Source organism: Sagittula sp. SSi028 (assembly GCF_048553715.1).
Lineage (GTDB): Bacteria > Pseudomonadota > Alphaproteobacteria > Rhodobacterales > Rhodobacteraceae > Sagittula.
Genome location: NZ_JBLZNC010000001.1, coordinates 438,234 through 452,956, shown reverse-complemented (window position 1 = coordinate 452,956; position 14,723 = coordinate 438,234). Strand labels below are relative to the sequence as shown.

At 63.4% G+C, this 14,723-nt stretch carries 16 protein-coding genes; 9 read left to right on the top strand and 7 right to left on the bottom strand.

Going from position 1 to position 14,723, the window contains the following annotated elements:
- The first annotated feature begins 74 nt into the window (after positions 1-74).
- From fumC to ACN5AZ_RS02130, 3 genes are all read left to right on the top strand, one after another.
- Complete coding sequence (gene fumC / locus ACN5AZ_RS02140) at positions 75-1,472, top strand: class II fumarate hydratase (RefSeq protein ID WP_419427196.1); 1,398 nt, start codon at positions 75-77, stop codon at positions 1,470-1,472.
- Positions 1,473-1,602: 130 nt separating this feature from the next.
- Positions 1,603-1,779 carry a DUF4169 family protein gene (locus ACN5AZ_RS02135; protein WP_419427195.1) on the top strand — a complete coding sequence of 59 codons (177 nt, stop codon included), beginning with the start codon at positions 1,603-1,605 and terminating at the stop codon, positions 1,777-1,779.
- The gene (locus tag ACN5AZ_RS02130) at positions 1,776-2,003 is read left to right on the top strand and encodes a ribbon-helix-helix domain-containing protein (protein ID WP_419427194.1); all 228 of its coding nucleotides are present in this window, start codon (positions 1,776-1,778) and stop codon (positions 2,001-2,003) included. Before ACN5AZ_RS02135 ends, ACN5AZ_RS02130 begins: the two co-directional genes overlap by 4 nt.
- Here ACN5AZ_RS02130 and ACN5AZ_RS02125 read toward each other — a convergent pair.
- The 4 genes from ACN5AZ_RS02125 to ACN5AZ_RS02110 form a co-directional block, all read right to left on the bottom strand.
- The gene (locus ACN5AZ_RS02125) at positions 2,000-3,091 is read right to left on the bottom strand and encodes an ABC transporter ATP-binding protein (RefSeq protein WP_419427193.1); all 1,092 of its coding nucleotides are present in this window, start codon (positions 3,089-3,091) and stop codon (positions 2,000-2,002) included. The two genes, ACN5AZ_RS02130 and ACN5AZ_RS02125, sit on opposite strands and share 4 nt — an antisense overlap.
- Before the next feature lie 84 nt (positions 3,092-3,175).
- The gene (locus ACN5AZ_RS02120) at positions 3,176-3,721 is read right to left on the bottom strand and encodes an RSP_2648 family PIN domain-containing protein (RefSeq protein WP_419427459.1); all 546 of its coding nucleotides are present in this window, start codon (positions 3,719-3,721) and stop codon (positions 3,176-3,178) included.
- A gap of 5 nt (positions 3,722-3,726) precedes the next feature.
- Positions 3,727-4,938 carry an RSP_2647 family RNA methyltransferase gene (locus ACN5AZ_RS02115; protein WP_419427192.1) on the bottom strand — a complete coding sequence of 404 codons (1,212 nt, stop codon included), beginning with the start codon at positions 4,936-4,938 and terminating at the stop codon, positions 3,727-3,729.
- Between the two features lie 57 nt (positions 4,939-4,995).
- Positions 4,996-5,730 carry a DUF6778 family protein gene (locus ACN5AZ_RS02110; RefSeq protein ID WP_419427191.1) on the bottom strand — a complete coding sequence of 245 codons (735 nt, stop codon included), beginning with the start codon at positions 5,728-5,730 and terminating at the stop codon, positions 4,996-4,998.
- 234 nt (positions 5,731-5,964) lie between these two features.
- On the opposite strand from ACN5AZ_RS02110, the gene edd reads away from it, so the two are divergent.
- Both edd and ACN5AZ_RS02100 read left to right on the top strand, forming a co-directional pair.
- A complete protein-coding gene (gene edd, locus ACN5AZ_RS02105) occupies positions 5,965-7,770 on the top strand; it encodes a phosphogluconate dehydratase (protein WP_419427190.1) in 1,806 nt (601 codons plus the stop codon).
- 82 nt (positions 7,771-7,852) lie between these two features.
- A complete protein-coding gene (locus tag ACN5AZ_RS02100) occupies positions 7,853-8,497 on the top strand; it encodes a bifunctional 4-hydroxy-2-oxoglutarate aldolase/2-dehydro-3-deoxy-phosphogluconate aldolase (protein WP_419427189.1) in 645 nt (214 codons plus the stop codon).
- A gap of 55 nt (positions 8,498-8,552) precedes the next feature.
- On the opposite strand, the gene ACN5AZ_RS02095 is transcribed toward ACN5AZ_RS02100, so the two are convergent.
- A complete protein-coding gene (locus ACN5AZ_RS02095; RefSeq protein WP_419427188.1) occupies positions 8,553-8,822 on the bottom strand; it encodes a hypothetical protein in 270 nt (89 codons plus the stop codon).
- Positions 8,815-11,583, bottom strand: a complete 2,769-nt coding sequence (locus ACN5AZ_RS02090) for a glutamine-synthetase adenylyltransferase (protein WP_419427187.1) — start codon at positions 11,581-11,583, stop codon at positions 8,815-8,817. The genes ACN5AZ_RS02095 and ACN5AZ_RS02090 overlap by 8 nt, the downstream gene beginning before the upstream one ends.
- A gap of 64 nt (positions 11,584-11,647) precedes the next feature.
- Between ACN5AZ_RS02090 and ACN5AZ_RS02085 the strand changes: the two genes are divergently transcribed.
- The 4 genes from ACN5AZ_RS02085 to ACN5AZ_RS02070 all read left to right on the top strand — a co-directional run bounded on the left by ACN5AZ_RS02085 (position 11,648) and on the right by ACN5AZ_RS02070 (position 14,306).
- On the top strand, positions 11,648-12,241 hold the full coding sequence (locus ACN5AZ_RS02085; protein ID WP_419427186.1) for an NAD(P)H-dependent oxidoreductase: 594 nt from the start codon (positions 11,648-11,650) through the stop codon (positions 12,239-12,241).
- Between the two features lie 167 nt (positions 12,242-12,408).
- Complete coding sequence (locus tag ACN5AZ_RS02080) at positions 12,409-12,843, top strand: DUF2852 domain-containing protein (protein ID WP_419427185.1); 435 nt, start codon at positions 12,409-12,411, stop codon at positions 12,841-12,843.
- Between the two features lie 68 nt (positions 12,844-12,911).
- Complete coding sequence (locus tag ACN5AZ_RS02075) at positions 12,912-13,355, top strand: RDD family protein (protein ID WP_419427184.1); 444 nt, start codon at positions 12,912-12,914, stop codon at positions 13,353-13,355.
- Between the two features lie 138 nt (positions 13,356-13,493).
- Entirely contained in the window at positions 13,494-14,306 is an 813-nt protein-coding gene (locus tag ACN5AZ_RS02070; RefSeq protein WP_419427183.1) for an arginyltransferase, read from the top strand.
- Here ACN5AZ_RS02070 and ACN5AZ_RS02065 read toward each other — a convergent pair whose 3' ends face one another.
- The gene (locus ACN5AZ_RS02065; RefSeq protein ID WP_419427182.1) at positions 14,307-14,603 is read right to left on the bottom strand and encodes a hypothetical protein; all 297 of its coding nucleotides are present in this window, start codon (positions 14,601-14,603) and stop codon (positions 14,307-14,309) included.
- Between the last annotated feature and the right edge of the window lie 120 nt (positions 14,604-14,723).

Sequence of the window (14,723 nt, the reverse complement as noted above, 5' to 3'; positions counted from 1 at the left end):
GGCAAAGGCCGATTGCCCAAAGGAAGGCTTTGCGCTATTCGGCATGCAATCGCATACAAATGCAGGAGCCAGCCATGACCGCCACCCGCACCGAGACCGACAGCTTCGGCCCTCTCGAAGTCCCCACCGACAAATATTGGGGCGCGCAAACCCAGCGTTCGATCATGAACTTCCCCATTGGTTGGGAAAAACAGCCCGTGGCCATCGTGCGCGCGCTGGGGGTGATCAAGAAAGCCTGCGCCATGGAAAACAAGGCCAATGGCAAGCTGGACGCGACCATCGGTGACGCGATCATTCAGGCCGCTGGCGAAGTGATCGACGGCAAATTCGACGACAACTTTCCGCTGGTGGTGTGGCAGACCGGCTCCGGAACACAAAGCAACATGAACTCTAACGAGGTGATCGCAAACCGCGCAATCGAGATTCTCGGCGGCGTGATCGGGTCCAAGGATCCCGTGCACCCCAACGATCACTGCAATATGGGCCAGTCGTCCAACGACACCTTCCCCACCGCCATGCATATCGCCAGCGCCATGATGGTGCGCGACACGCTGATGCCCGGTCTGGTCAAGCTGGCCGAAGGTCTGGAAGCGAAGGCCGAAGAATTCAAAGACATCATCAAGATCGGCCGGACGCATACGCAGGATGCGACGCCGCTGACCCTTGGTCAGGAGTTCTCGGGCTATGCGATGCAGATCCGCAATGGCATCAAACGCATCGAAGCGGCGCTGCCCGGCATCTACGAGCTGGCACAGGGCGGCACCGCCGTGGGCACCGGTCTGAACACCGACGACGGCTGGGGCGAGGCTGTCGCAGGCCATATGGCCGAGATCACCGGCCTGCCTTTTGTCACCGCGCCCAACAAGTTCGAGGCGCTGGCCGCCCATGACGCCATGGTGTTCATGTCGGGCGCTTTGGCGACCGTCGCAGGTGCCATGTACAAGATCGCCAATGACATCCGTTTTCTGGGCTCTGGCCCGCGCTCCGGTCTGGGTGAGCTGATCCTGCCGGAGAACGAGCCGGGCTCCTCGATCATGCCGGGCAAGGTCAACCCGACACAGGCCGAAGCGATGACACAGGTTGCCGCGCATGTGATGGGCAATGACGCGGCGATCAAGTTTGCAGGCTCGCAAGGGCATTTCGAGCTGAACGTCTACAACCCGATGATGTCCTACAACCTGCTGCAGTCCATGCAGCTGTTGGGCGATGTGGCCGACAGCTTTACCGAGCGGATGCTGATGGGCATTCAGGCCAACGCGCCGCGCATCGATAAGCTGATGAAAGAATCGTTGATGCTGGTCACCGCACTGGCGCCGACCATCGGCTATGACAATGCCACCAAAGTTGCCAAAACCGCCCATAAGAACGGGACCACCCTGAAGGAAGAGGCCATTGCACTGGGCTTTGTCGATGCAGAGACCTTTGACGCGGTGGTCCGCCCCGAAGAGATGATCGGCCCCAAATCCAAGTGACGGACCGGGGGTGTCGCACCCCCGGACCCCCGCGAGGTATTTGATCCAAGAAAAAGCATGGCGCGCGTCCTGTTCGTGGGGCGCGCGTTTTGTTATGTTTGGCACTGTGTTGGCAGATCGGGCGAGGCAGATGTCAAAGATCGTGAACCTCAGACAGATACGCAAAGACAAGGCGCGTTCGGAGAAGCGTGCCTTGGGGGATGCCAATGCGGCCAAACACGGGGTCAGCAAGGTCCAGAAACTGGCCGCGCGGCAGACCAAGGACAAGGCTGATCGCCATCTGGATGGGCATAAGACCGAAACATGAGCGGCCGGCCCGTCAAACATTCCCTGACCTTGCAGGGGCATCGTACATCGGTGTCGCTGGAAGAGGTGTTCTGGCGCGAGTTTCGCCGCATCGCGCAGGAGGAAGGTATGGCGATCAATGCCTTGGCTGCGGCAATTGATGAGGCGCGTGACCCGGATGTGGGGCTTGCCTCATCTATTCGGGTGTTTGTGCTGAACCGGTTGTTGGAGCAGCGGCGAGCTTAAGGCTCTGACGGGAAGACGAAGCAGCGGTCACGGCGCAAGCTGAGCCACAGCGGCGTCCCGACTTTGGGCAGGAAAACGTTGGGCACGGTGGCTTTGATCACGCTGCCGTCGTGGTCCATGTCGAATTCGATGAGGCTTTCGGCCCCCATGAAGCGCGCGCGCCGGACCACGCCGCGGGCGGGTGTGCCGGCGATGGCTGTGGGATTGGGGCCACGACCGCCACGGTCGAAGTCGATGCCCACGTGTTGTGGCCGGAATACGATATCCACACGCGCGCCGTCAGGCACCCCCGGTGCGAGGAATTGGCCGAAGGGGGTTTCGGTCAATGCGCCATTCACTGTGCCGCTCAAGACATTGACGTCGCTGAAGAAAGCCATTGCGCCCTTGTCCACCGGCGCGTTGTAAATGTTGAACGGCGCGCCCTGTTGCACGATCCGTCCGCCCCGCATCAGCGCGATTTCATCGGCCATACGCATGGCTTCCTCGGGCTCGTGGGTCACCAGAAGGACGGCGGTGCCCTCTTCCTTGAGCAGGTCGAGGGTTTCATCGCGAATCCCGTCGCGCAGCCGATTGTCGAGCCCGCTGAACGGTTCGTCCATCAGCATGATTTTGGGCTGGGGCGCGAGCGCTCGGGCAAGCGCCACGCGCTGTTGTTCGCCACCGGAGAGGTGATGCGGAAAGTGGTCGATGTAATGAAGCAGCCCAACCCGATCCAGAAGACGTTGCGCTGTTGCACGTTTGTCGGGTCCGCTGCGGCGCAAACCGAAGGCCACGTTCTCGCCAACCGACAGATGCGGGAACAGGGCAAAGTCCTGAAACATCAAACCGATGGAGCGGCGTTCCGGCGGGATGCGGAACATCGTGTCGCAAATGAGTTTTCCGTCGACATGAATGGTGCCCGTGTCTTGTATATCGACGCCGGCGATCATGCGCAGAGTCGTCGATTTGCCGCAGCCGGAGGGCCCCAGAAGACAGGTCACCTGCCCCGCCTCGATTGACAGAGACACGTCGTCGACAACGCGCTGGCCGTCGAACTGGCGGGTCAGGTTGCGGATTTCGAGCCTTGGGGGGCGTTTGGCTGCGCTCACAGCGGCCTCTTTGTCTTTGGGAATTACTCAGGCTTCCGGCGGAGGTATCAGGACGCGCGCTGCCCCGCAACCCACAGCGGCGGCTTAGGCCTGCGACAAAGCCTTCGCCAGTCGGGGGAGACGCGCTTTTTTCAGCAAAGGACGGATTTCCCATGGGGCGCCAGACAGCTGTTGCGCCGTGGCGAGGACACGGTCTGCCACAGCGGTGACGGTTTCGGGCTGGGCCTGCCAGAACCCCAGCAGAAAGGCGTCCGGGTCGACACGTGACAGCCCTTCCTCGGCCAGAGTGCCCCGGGGGAAATCCGAGGCATTCAGGGTCACGATCACATCGGCACTGCCCGCGATGGCTGCGGCCAGAACATGCACGTCAGCAGGATCGGGCAGCCACAGCCGGTCCTCCAGCGATGGCTTCCACGTGATTTCCGCCTTGGGCCATGCGGCACGCAGCAGGGCGATTTCGCCCCGCGCCTGCGCCTCACCCGTCGGGCCGATCTTGCGCGCGGCGTGGGCCCATTCCTCGAGAATGCGGGCGGACCATTGCGGCGTGTACAGCCCCTGCCCCGCCACGCCCACCAGCATTTCGCGCATCACCGTGGGAAACAACACGCAGGTGTCGAGAACCGCGCGCATCTGCGTCACAGCCGGAACACCAGCGCCTTGAGGTAGCCGCTTTCGGCAAGCTGCGGCAGCAGCGGGTGGTCCGCTCCGGCAGCGCCCGTGTGCAGCAGTTGCGCGCGACGGCCCGACCGTCCGATGCCGCGCAGGCAGGCCCCGGTAAAGGATGTCAGATCTGCCGCGTGGGAGCACGAACACAGCACGAGGTAGCCATCCTCCGCCACCAAGGGGGCCGCAAGGCGCGCGATGCGTTCATAGGCGCGCAACCCCTTGTCCGCCGCCTGTTTCGACGGGGCAAAGGCGGGCGGGTCACAGATCACCAGTTCGAATTTGGCCCCTTCGGTTTGCAGGGCTTCAAGCTGGTCAAAAGCATCCCCCTGACGCGCCGAGAAACGGTCAATCGCGCCCATGCGCCGCGCCCCTTCGGCGGCGAGATCAAGCGCTGCGGCCGATCCGTCCACACATGTGGCATGGGCCGCACCACCGGCAAGCGCCGCGAGGCCGAAACCGCCCACATGGCTGAACACGTCAAGGACATTCACGTCCCGCGCCAGCCGTGCCACAAACCCGTGGTTGTCGCGCTGGTCAAAGAACAGGCCGGTTTTCTGCCCGCCGGTCAGATCCGCCATATAGGTCGCGCCGTTCATCTCCACCGCGATGGGGGCATCGGGGGCCGCGCCCACCAGAACCGCATCATCGGCGTCCAGCCCTTCGAGCGTGCGACCGCGTCCGCTGGCGTTTTTCAACACGTTCGACACGCCGGTGACCTCTGTCAGCGCGGCGGTCAGCGCCTCCAGATGGGTGTCGACCCAAGCGGCGTTGGGCTGGATGACACAGGTGTCCCCGAAGCGGTCGATGATCAGACCGGGCAGACCGTCGCCCTCGGCGTGGATCAGCCGGTAGTACGGCCCGGCGTACAGACGTTCGCGCAGGCTCAGCGCCTTTGACAGGCGGGTCGCGAACCAAGCGGTGTCGATCACCGCCTCCGAGTCGCGGTCCAGCATGCGGGCCACGATACGGCTGTTGGGGTTGACCGCCACGGTGCCCAGCGGCTTGCGTTCATTGTCTTCCAGCGTGGCAATGGTGCCGGGCGCAATGGCTTTGGACCGGCGATCCATCACCAGTTCGTTGTCAAACACCCAAGGCGAGCCATGGCGGATCGCGCGGGCGTTCGCCTTGGGTTTCAGGCGTAAGGTGGGGCGGGCACCAACAGGTGAGGCGGAGGCTGTCATACCCCCGCCTTAGCGTTCTTTGTGATCGGTGAAAAGCGGCAGAACGCGCGCTTTGGATCAGATTTGGTCGATCGAGCGGCTCAGCGCGATGTCGCGACGGGTCCAGCCGCCCGGCTCTGCCAGTTCGGCCCGGATCACGCGGTCCAGATGTGCCTGAATGCGGACCTTCTGGGTCAGCCCCTGACGCTCGGCCTCGATGGCGCGACGCCCGCCCAGACCGTTCAGATCGGCACGGACCACACGGTTCGCCACCAGAACCTCTCCTGTCGTGGCATCAACCAGCGAGATGTTGAACCGGATCTCGTGCCAACCGCCGATGGTATAGCGGGTCTTTTCGGTGAGCGAATGGAATTTCTCCAGTGTCACGATGGCCTTGACATCGGTGCCGCCGGTGGCACCGCCGCGCGCCTTGCTCAGGCTGTTTTGAAAGATCGCCGCGATCTGCTGTTTACGGTTGCCATGGGCATCCCCGCGCCAGACGATATCGGCCACGGGATAGTACAGATTGGCCTCGGAGACGGTCAACTCCTGCGGGATGAGGATCTCATAGCTTACCAGATTGTAAGGATTGAAGACCGCAGAGGGCAGCTCACCTTCAGCCTGCGGGGCGCTGCTCAGCGACATGGCGGCGCGCTGCACCTCGGCGGACGGTGCCGTTGGCTGCGCGACCTGTGCGGCAAAGCCCAGCTCCTGCGGGACGCTTTCATACGGGGCCTTGCCAGACACGGCGCCGGAACAGGCGCTCAAGGATACGGTCATCATCAGTCCGGCGGCGATATGTTTCAGGCTCATGCTCTTTTCCTTCTGTCCCCCGCCCACTGCTCATCTGGGCTTCTGTCCGGGGTGTGGTTTGTTAACCATTTATTCGCCTCCGACTGCGGCATGATTGCGGCAAGGACGGGGAGTTTCAGGGGAAACCATTTGACCGGACATCCGAAATAAGACGGTTTACTGTTAGCGGTAACGCCTTTATGTCTGGCACCAGCAAGCAACCGCGCCCACGCAACTGTGCCAAGGAGGCCTCGCATGCCCCTCAACGACACCATCGCCCGCGTCACAGCCCGCATCGAAGACCGATCAAAGGATCTGCGCGCGACGTATCTCGACCGTATGGCCCGCGCCGCCGAAGACGGCCCGCGCCGCGCCCACCTGACCTGCGGCAACCAGGCCCATGCCTATGCCGCTATGGAAGGTGACAAAGGGCGGCTCGCCACGGAACGCACCCCCAACATCGGCATCATCAGCGCCTACAACGATATGCTGTCGGCGCATCAGCCGTTTGAAAAATACCCCGATCTGATCCGCGCCACGGCCCGCGCCAACGGCGCCACCGCACAGGTCGCAGGCGGCGTGCCCGCCATGTGTGATGGCGTCACCCAGGGTCAGGTCGGCATGGAGCTGTCTCTGTTCTCGCGCGATGTGATCGCATTGGCCGCCGGTATCGGCCTGTCGCACAACGTCTTTGACAGCGCCGTCTACCTCGGCGTCTGCGACAAGATCGTGCCCGGTCTGATCATCGCCGCCGCCACCTTCGGCTACATTCCGGGGATCTTCCTGCCCGCAGGCCCGATGCCCTCCGGCATCCCCAACGATGAAAAGGCAAAGGTCCGCCAGCAATTCGCCGAGGGCAAGATCAGCCGCGACGAACTGATGAAGGCCGAGATGGCCTCCTATCACGCGGCGGGCACATGCACCTTCTACGGCACCGCCAACACCAACCAGATGTTGATGGAGTTCATGGGCCTTCACCTGCCCGGCACCTCCTTTGTGCAGCCCAATACCCCGCTGCGCGACGCGCTGACAGAGGCCGGAACCCGCCGCGCGCTGGAAATCACCGCGCTTGGCAACGACTACCGACCCGTGTCGCAGATCCTCGACGCCAAGGCCTTTGTGAACGGGATCGTTGGGCTGATGGCAACCGGCGGCTCGACCAACCTTGTCCTGCACCTGCCCGCCATGGCCCGCGCCGCCGGCATCGCGCTGGAGGTCGAGGACTTCAACGACATCTCCGCCGTCACCCCGCTGATGGCAAAGGTCTATCCCAACGGTCTGGCCGACGTGAACCATTTCCACGCCGCCGGTGGCCTTCAGTTCATGATCGGCTCGCTGATGGATGCAGGGCTGCTGCACGAGGACGTCAAAACCGTCGTCGGCGACAGCCTGAAACCCTACGCGCAGGAACCCGTTCTCAAGGACGGCACACTGACATGGCGCGATGGCCCGACCGAAACACAGAACGACAAGATCCTGCGCCCCGCCTCCGATCCCTTCCAGCAAACCGGCGGGCTGAAAGAGCTGACCGGCAACCTCGGCACCGGCATGATCAAGGTCTCCGCCGTGGCGCCCGAACGCCACATCATCGAGGCCCGCGCCCGCGTGTTCCAAGATCAGGACTCCGTAAAACAGGCGTTCAAGAACGGCGAAATCACCGAAGACACCATTTTCGTGGTGCGCTTCCAGGGCCCAAAATCAAACGGCATGCCGGAGCTGCACGGGCTCACCCCCACTCTGGCGGTTCTGCAAGACCGCGGCCTGAAGGTGGCTCTTGTCACCGATGGCCGTATGTCCGGTGCCTCCGGCAAGGTCCCTGCGGCCATCCACGTCTCGCCGGAGGCCGCCAATGGCGGGCCGCTCGCCCGCGTGCAGGACGGCGATCTGCTGCGCCTTGATGCGGTCTCCGGCACGCTGGCCTGTCTGGCCGAAGACTTCGACAACCGCGCGCCGGTCACCGCCGATCTGATAGACAACGGACACGGCGTGGGGCGCGAACTCTTCGCCGCCTTCCGCGAAAACGTCGGTTTGGCTTCCAACGGCGCGGCAGTCGTGGTTTAACCGCTCACGGCGCGCGCACGGCCAGCCCGCGTGCGCGCCAACTCGCTTTTTCTTGGTATAAATACCTAAAAGGACACTTCCTATGACGCCCCAAGACGCCAGCATTCAAAGCGAAAAGCTGTGCCGCCTCGCCCCGGTCATTCCCGTTCTCGTCGTCGATGACGCAGCCAAGGCCAAGGGCCTCGCCCAAGCGCTGGTCACAGGCGGGCTTCCCGTGCTCGAGGTCACCTTGCGCACGCCCGCCGCATTGGACGTGATCAAGGAGATGGCCAGCGTCGAAGGCGGCGTTGTGGGTGCAGGCACCTTGCTGACCCCCGAAGACGTCCAGCGGGCCAAGGACGCAGGCGCAACCTTTGGTGTCTCGCCCGGCGCCACCGAGCGTCTGCTTGATGCCTGCGAAGAGGCCGATCTGCCGCTTCTGCCGGGCGTGGCCACTGCAACCGAGGCCATGCGCCTGCTGGAGCGTGGCTACACCGTGCAGAAATTCTTCCCAGCCGAGGCAAATGGCGGCGCCCCCGCGCTCAAGGGCATCGGCGCGCCGATCCCGCAGGTGCGCTTTTGCCCGACCGGCGGTGTGTCTATGAAAAACGTCAACGACTACCTCAGCCTGCCGAACGTGCTGTGCTGTGGCGGCTCCTGGGTTGCGCCCAAGGGGCTGGTTGATGCCGAAGACTGGGCCGGGATCGAAGCGCTGGCGCGCGAGGCGGCAAGCCTGTCGCGCGACTGATCGCACAATAAACGCCAAGATATGAAACGCGCGCCGCTGAGGCGCGCGTTTTCGTTTAGCCGCCGCGAGGGCGTGACCGCCAGCCGCCGCGCCGTTTCGGCTTTGCCTGGCTCTGCAACCCCTCGCGCAAGACTTGCGTCATCGGGTGGTCTGCCGCGCCATAGGTGTCGAGCAGCTCACCAATCATCGCAGCGCTGTCCGCATCCACCGGCACCGACAAAGCCCAATCAAGAAAGATCGACCGACATTCGGACAGGGTAATCCCCTCGATCCGGTAGGATTCGCGGATCAGCCCCTTGGGATCTATCAGTCCTGCATCATTCATCTTTGCCACCCATCGCCAAAGCCGCATCAATCGCCTTGGCCGCCGCAGCGGACTGCGCCTCCAAAGTGTCGCGCAGACCGTCCATATCCGGACACCCCGTCAGCCGCAGCAGAAAGGCACAGCCACCCTGCCCCAAGGCGTCCGGCTCAAGCGGTTTCTCACTGACCAGACGGGTGCCGATCTGCAGGGTCCACTGCGTCTCATAGGCTTTGATCAGCGCCGCACTGTCCAGCCAATCCACCGATCGCAGCGCGCGCGGCGTCTGGCGGATGGCCTGTCCGGACACCAGCGCTGCCGCCTGTGCGATCAGGTCGATTTCCTGCATGCGGCCCGCGCCGATCTTGGCATCCCATGGCCCTGTCGCGCCTTTGGCGGCGGCGATCCGCTCGCGCATTTCGCCGACGGCCTGCAGCACCCTACCGGCACTGTGGCCTGCGCCCAGCAGATCACGGCGAAAGGCCTCCACATCCGCGCCTAAGCCCGCAGGCCCCGCGATCACACGGGCGCGTGTCAGGGCGAGATGCTCCCAAATCCACGCCTCCTCACGTTGATAGCGGGTAAAAGCGGTCCAACTGGTGGCCACAGGCCCCTGATTGCCAGAGGGGCGCAGGCGCATGTCCACCTCGTACAGCCGCCCTTCGGACATGGGCGCGCTCATCGCGGTCACAAGCGCTTGGGTCAGGCGGGCATAATAGGTGCGCGCGGCCAAGGGTCTGCGCCCCTCGGACATCTCCTGATCCAAAGGGTCATATATCACGATCACGTCGAGGTCAGAGCGCGCATGCAACCGCCCCGCGCCCAGCGACCCCATGCCCACAACCACAGCCCCCCGGCCCGGAGCGGGCCCGTGTTTGCGCGCAAATTCCGCCTGCACAACGGGCCAAAGCGCGGCCAGAACCGCCTCTGCCAGATCGGCATAGGCCTTGCCCGCCTCATCGGGGGATTTCATGCCGCGCAACAGATGCACGCCCACGCGGAAATGCCACTCCTTGGCCCAGCGGCGGGCACGGTCGAGCTTGGCCTCGTAGTCATCCGCCTGCGCCAAGGTCTCGGCCAGCAATGCGGTCAGCGCCGCGCGCCCCGGCCACGGGCTAAAGAAATCGCCACCGATCACCGCATCAAAGACACTGGAATGGCGCGCCAGATACAGCGACAGATCCGGCGAGGTGCCGACGATATCCACCAGCAGATCCATCAGCTGCGGGTTGGCCTCGAACAGGGAAAACAGTTGAACACCGGCCGGTAACCCTTTGAGAAACCCGTCAAATGCCAGCAAGGATTCCTCGGGCCGGGCGGTCTCGGCCAGCCTGCGCAGAATTTCGGGACGCAACCTGCGCCACAGCGCCTGCGCCCGATCCGAGCGCAAACAGGGATAGGTCGTCCAGCGGTCCACCACCGGATGATCGTCGAACAGCGCGGGCGCGTCACAGGGCGCGCTGGCATCGGGGGCAAAGAAGCCTTCGGTCAGGCTGTGCACTTCGGTCAGCCGCGCGGCCAGATCACGCTCCATGTCCTCGCGCGAGACACCGCTGAGACAGGCCAGACGCTCCAACCCCTCGGGCGTGTTTGGCAGGTCGTGGGTCTGGGCGTCGTTGACCATCTGGATGCGGTGTTCCACCTCGCGGTGGGCGCGGTAATGCTGCGCCAGACGTGTGGCGGTGTCCTCGGCGATCCAGCCCTTTTGCGCCAGCATGGCCAGCCCGTCGACGGTGCCGCGCAGCCGCAGATCAGGGTCGCGCCCGCCCGCGATCAACTGGCGGGTCTGGGTAAAGAATTCGATCTCGCGGATGCCGCCGCGCCCCAGCTTCATGTTGTGACCGGGCAAGGTTATCTCGCCGTGAAAGCCTTTGTGTTCGCGGATGCGCAGCCGCATGTCATGGGCGTCCTGAATGGCGGCGAAATCCAGATGCTTGCGCCAGACAAAGGGCGTGATCGACTGCAAGAACCGCTCGCCGGCGGCAATGTCACCGGCGCAGGCGCGCGCCTTGATATAGGCGGCGCGTTCCCATGTGCGGCCAAAGCTCTCATAATAGCGTTCTGCCGCCTCCATCGCCATGCAAACCGGCGTCACAGCCGGATCGGGCCGCAGGCGCAGATCGGTCCGAAAGACATAGCCTTCGGCGGTCCGATCGTTGAGCGTGGCCGACATCTTGCGCGTGGCCCGCACAAGGCTGGAGCGCGCCTCGTGATAATCGTCGGGGTCAAAGCGGCTCTCGTCGAACAGCACGATCAGGTCGATGTCCGAGGAATAGTTGAGCTCGCCCGCGCCCATCTTGCCCATGGCCAGCGCCACCATGCCACCCGCCGTGGGAATGTCGTCCTCTGTCATGCCCGGCAGTTTGCCGCGCCGGATTTCATGGCCGACCGCCGCCTGCATGGCCTGTGCGGTGGCCTTGTCCGCCAGATCGCTGAGCGCGCCGGTCACCTTTTCCAGCGGCCAGACCCCGCCAAGGTCACACAGCGCCGTCAGCAGCGCCACCCGCCGTTTCGCCACCCGCAGCCCTGCGCCGACCTGATCGGGGGGCAGCCGGTCCAGCCCCGCCATGACGTCATCCAACGCCTGTTCCGGCGTATCAATGGCCGCCTCCAGCCATGCCTGTTCGCGCTGGATCAACCCGTTGAGATAGGGGCTGGACCCTGCAACCCCGTGCAGTAACTTGGCGGTCTGGCCTTGTGCCCAAGGTACGTGGCTGAGCGCTTCGGCGGCGCGGTCGGGGTCAAAGGCACGCGGCAGGCGGGTGATGCGATCGGTGAGTGTCATACCCCGCAGATGGACATGGCGCGCCACCCTTGGCAAGCCCCTCTGCCGCTGGCACAACGGCTCCATGCGCGTGACTTTGCTACTGGCCCACCCGGCCCCCGACAGCCTGACCCACCGGTTTGCGGATCATCTGCAAACCGATCTGGAACAACGCGGCCACGCGGTCACGCGGCGCGATCTATATGCCGAAGGCTACGCCCCCTTACGTGATCGCGACACCCACAACCGTTATCGCGCACAAACCCCGTCGCCCGACCAAAACGGGCTGTCTAAAACCGAGGGGCTGGTCATGGTCTTTCCCGTTTGGTGGGGCGGTCCGCCTGCGATCCTCAAAGGCTGGATGGACCAGGAACTGGCGCCGGGCGTGGCCTATCATCCGCCCGATCGCGCCGGTGGTCCGCTGCGCCCCGGACTAACCAACCTGCGCGCGGCCTTGGTGGTGACAACCATGGGGGCGCCTGCATGGTATGACCGGCTGGTGATGCGGCAGCCGCTGAGGCGGATCTTGCACAAAGGGGTCTTGCGCCCCTGCGCGCCTCAGGCCCGCTTTGACATGCTGTCGTTTCACGGGGCCGACCACCCCGCGGCCCACCGGCTGCGCGGCTTTGAAACCCGCCTGTCCCGCGCGTCCTCCCATCTGTTTCCGACCGAGGCTTAGGCGAAACCACCCTCGCGCGCAGGCAACCTATGCGGAAAACAAACACGAATTTCTCCATTTACGCGAACATGTGAAAATCCTTTACATTGACCCTTGAAACCGGACGGACCAATCCCGATCTCCTGCAATGTGAAAAGCATTCACATCAACCGATGGAGAGACCATAAATGACCACCGCCGCTTATCAGACCCCGTTGCCCGCCAATGCCGGCTGGCTGTCCCGGGCCGAGGCCTGGCTGGATCACAAGGGCAAAGGTGCCTGGATCGCGGCCATGGTTTTGGGCTTCGTCTTTTTCTGGCCCGTAGGCTTTGCCCTGTTGGCCTATATGATCTGGAGCAAACGCATGTTTGGCAAAGGCTGCACCCCCGCCCGCACGCAGACACCCCGCCACACCGCTTGGGCTGCGATGAAACCCTCTGGCAACCGCGCATTCGACGCCTACAAGGCCGACACCCTGCGCCGTCTCGAAGAGGAACAAGACGCGTTCGAGGCCTTTCTTGAGCGTCTGCGCGAGGCGAAAGACAAGACCGAGTTCGACCAGTTCATGGAAGACCGGGATCGTCGCGCTGCTGAAATGGCCAAATCCGCCGAAGAAGCGTAAGATACCCCATGGCGCGGGCCAGCCCCTTGGCCCGCTGCTGCTTTATCTTCTGTGACAAAGGACTGTCTATGTACTCCGCCCCTGTGAACCACCTGCCTGATCCCGAACGACAGGCGGCTTTCTACGATGGCGTCACGGTCAAGCGTGGCATTGCCTGGCTCATCGATGTGGTGCTGATCGCCATTGCGACGGCCATTGTCAGCGCCGTGACCATTCTGGGGCTGTTCTTTATCCCGATGATCTATCTGATGATCGGCTTTTTGTACCGCTGGGTGACCATTGCGGGCGGCTCTGCCACTTGGGGGATGCGCGTGATGGCGATCGAGCTGCGCAATGCCCATGGGGAACGTCTGGGCGCGGGCTTGGCCTTTATGCATGTTCTGGCCTATTCGGTCGCCATGTCGCTGATGCTGGTGCAGATCGGCTCTGTGATCTTGATGTTCGTGGATGAACGCGGGCGCGGTCTGGGCGATATGCTGCTGGGCACGGTCATGCTGAATCGTCGCGGCTGAACCTTCCCCTTGCCAGACAGAATTTAACCCTAAGTACAAAAAGGCCCCCGTAAGGGGGTCCTCCCCGTTTTAGGGGGGTTGGCGGTTGCCCGCTTCGTTGTTACCGTTTCGTTAAACAGCCTCGGATTAGCCTGACCCATGCGCCATTCGCTGCCGCTCGCTCCGCAGTTCTATGTCACAGCGCCCCAGCCCTGCCCTTATCTTGAGGGCCGGATGGAGCGGAAGCTGTTCACCGCATTGCAGGGCGATGCGGCACAAAAGCTCAATGACAGCCTGTCCAAGCAGGGGTTTCGCAGGTCGCAGAATGTGCTGTACCGCCCGTCCTGCGCCGATTGTTCCGCCTGTATGTCCGCGCGCATCGACGTGTCCCGCTTTACCGCCACACGGTCGCAAAAACGCGCGATGAAAAAGAACAACCATCTGGAACGGCGCGCGACCTCCCCCTGGGCCACCGAGGAGCAATACGATCTGTTCCGCCGCTACCTTGACCAGCGCCATGCGGATGGTGGCATGGCCGATATGGACGTCTTTGAATTCGCCGCAATGATCGAGGAAACCCCGATCCGCTCGCGGGTGATTGAATACCTCGACCGCGACAGCGGCGCGCTGATCGCCACCTGCCTGACCGATATGCTCGATGACGGGCTGTCGATGGTCTATTCCTTCTATGAGCCCGCGCAGCAAAAGAATTCGCTGGGCACGTGGATGATCCTCGACCACATCAAGATCGCGCAGGAAACCGGATTGCCTTATGTCTATCTTGGCTATTGGGTGCCCGGATCGTCCAAGATGGGATACAAGGCGCAGTTCTCCGGGCTGGAGATCTATCATCGCGGCCAGTGGCAGCGATTGGATGATCCTGCGTCGTTCCGCGCCGATGACCACCCGTTGTCAACCGCGCCCATCGCGGAACAGGTGGCCAATATCTCTATCCCCGACAGCCGAAGCTGATCAGCCCAGCCCCAGCGCCGAGGCGACGGCCGGAGACGACATCACGCTAGCGGCAAACAGAGCGGCGCCGCGCGCTAAGCGGCTGCGGCAGCTGGCGCGGTTGCGCGCCTGTGCCAGAAGCTCTGCCGCCGGATCGTCTGCATCAAGCAGCGCGGGATTGTGATAGCTGGGCCCTGCGCGATAGACGGGCCCCCGACCGCCTCCGCGCAACTGCCGCCAAGTGGGCTGTGGTTGTGGCTGCGGCACCCCTTTGCGCGCGGCCTGTCTGTTCATCGCCTGAAACCGGGTTTCGTGCATTGTTTGTCCTGTCTGTCCTGTTGCGCCATCCCCATGGACGCAAAAACAGCTTGGACAGCAAATCAGGTCGCAAAACGCTCAAGTTGGAACAAGTTTAAGGCGAATATGGCGAAAAGCGCG

Excerpts from the sequence above, each read along its gene's own strand:
- fumC (WP_419427196.1), top strand. The coding sequence starts at position 75 with ATGACCGCCACCCGCACCGAGACCGACAGCTTCGGCCCTCTCGAAGTC.
- ACN5AZ_RS02135 (WP_419427195.1), top strand. The coding sequence starts at position 1,603 with ATGTCAAAGATCGTGAACCTCAGACAGATACGCAAAGACAAGGCGCGT.
- ACN5AZ_RS02130 (WP_419427194.1), top strand. The coding sequence starts at position 1,776 with ATGAGCGGCCGGCCCGTCAAACATTCCCTGACCTTGCAGGGGCATCGT.
- ACN5AZ_RS02120 (WP_419427459.1), bottom strand. The coding sequence starts at position 3,721 with ATGCGCGCGGTTCTCGACACCTGCGTGTTGTTTCCCACGGTGATGCGC.
- ACN5AZ_RS02115 (WP_419427192.1), bottom strand. The coding sequence starts at position 4,938 with ATGACAGCCTCCGCCTCACCTGTTGGTGCCCGCCCCACCTTACGCCTG.
- ACN5AZ_RS02110 (WP_419427191.1), bottom strand. The coding sequence starts at position 5,730 with ATGAGCCTGAAACATATCGCCGCCGGACTGATGATGACCGTATCCTTG.
- edd (WP_419427190.1), top strand. The coding sequence starts at position 5,965 with ATGCCCCTCAACGACACCATCGCCCGCGTCACAGCCCGCATCGAAGAC.
- ACN5AZ_RS02100 (WP_419427189.1), top strand. The coding sequence starts at position 7,853 with ATGACGCCCCAAGACGCCAGCATTCAAAGCGAAAAGCTGTGCCGCCTC.
- ACN5AZ_RS02095 (WP_419427188.1), bottom strand. The coding sequence starts at position 8,822 with ATGAATGATGCAGGACTGATAGATCCCAAGGGGCTGATCCGCGAATCC.
- ACN5AZ_RS02090 (WP_419427187.1), bottom strand. The coding sequence starts at position 11,583 with ATGACACTCACCGATCGCATCACCCGCCTGCCGCGTGCCTTTGACCCC.
- ACN5AZ_RS02085 (WP_419427186.1), top strand. The coding sequence starts at position 11,648 with ATGCGCGTGACTTTGCTACTGGCCCACCCGGCCCCCGACAGCCTGACC.
- ACN5AZ_RS02080 (WP_419427185.1), top strand. The coding sequence starts at position 12,409 with ATGACCACCGCCGCTTATCAGACCCCGTTGCCCGCCAATGCCGGCTGG.
- ACN5AZ_RS02075 (WP_419427184.1), top strand. The coding sequence starts at position 12,912 with ATGTACTCCGCCCCTGTGAACCACCTGCCTGATCCCGAACGACAGGCG.
- ACN5AZ_RS02070 (WP_419427183.1), top strand. The coding sequence starts at position 13,494 with ATGCGCCATTCGCTGCCGCTCGCTCCGCAGTTCTATGTCACAGCGCCC.
- ACN5AZ_RS02065 (WP_419427182.1), bottom strand. The coding sequence starts at position 14,603 with ATGCACGAAACCCGGTTTCAGGCGATGAACAGACAGGCCGCGCGCAAA.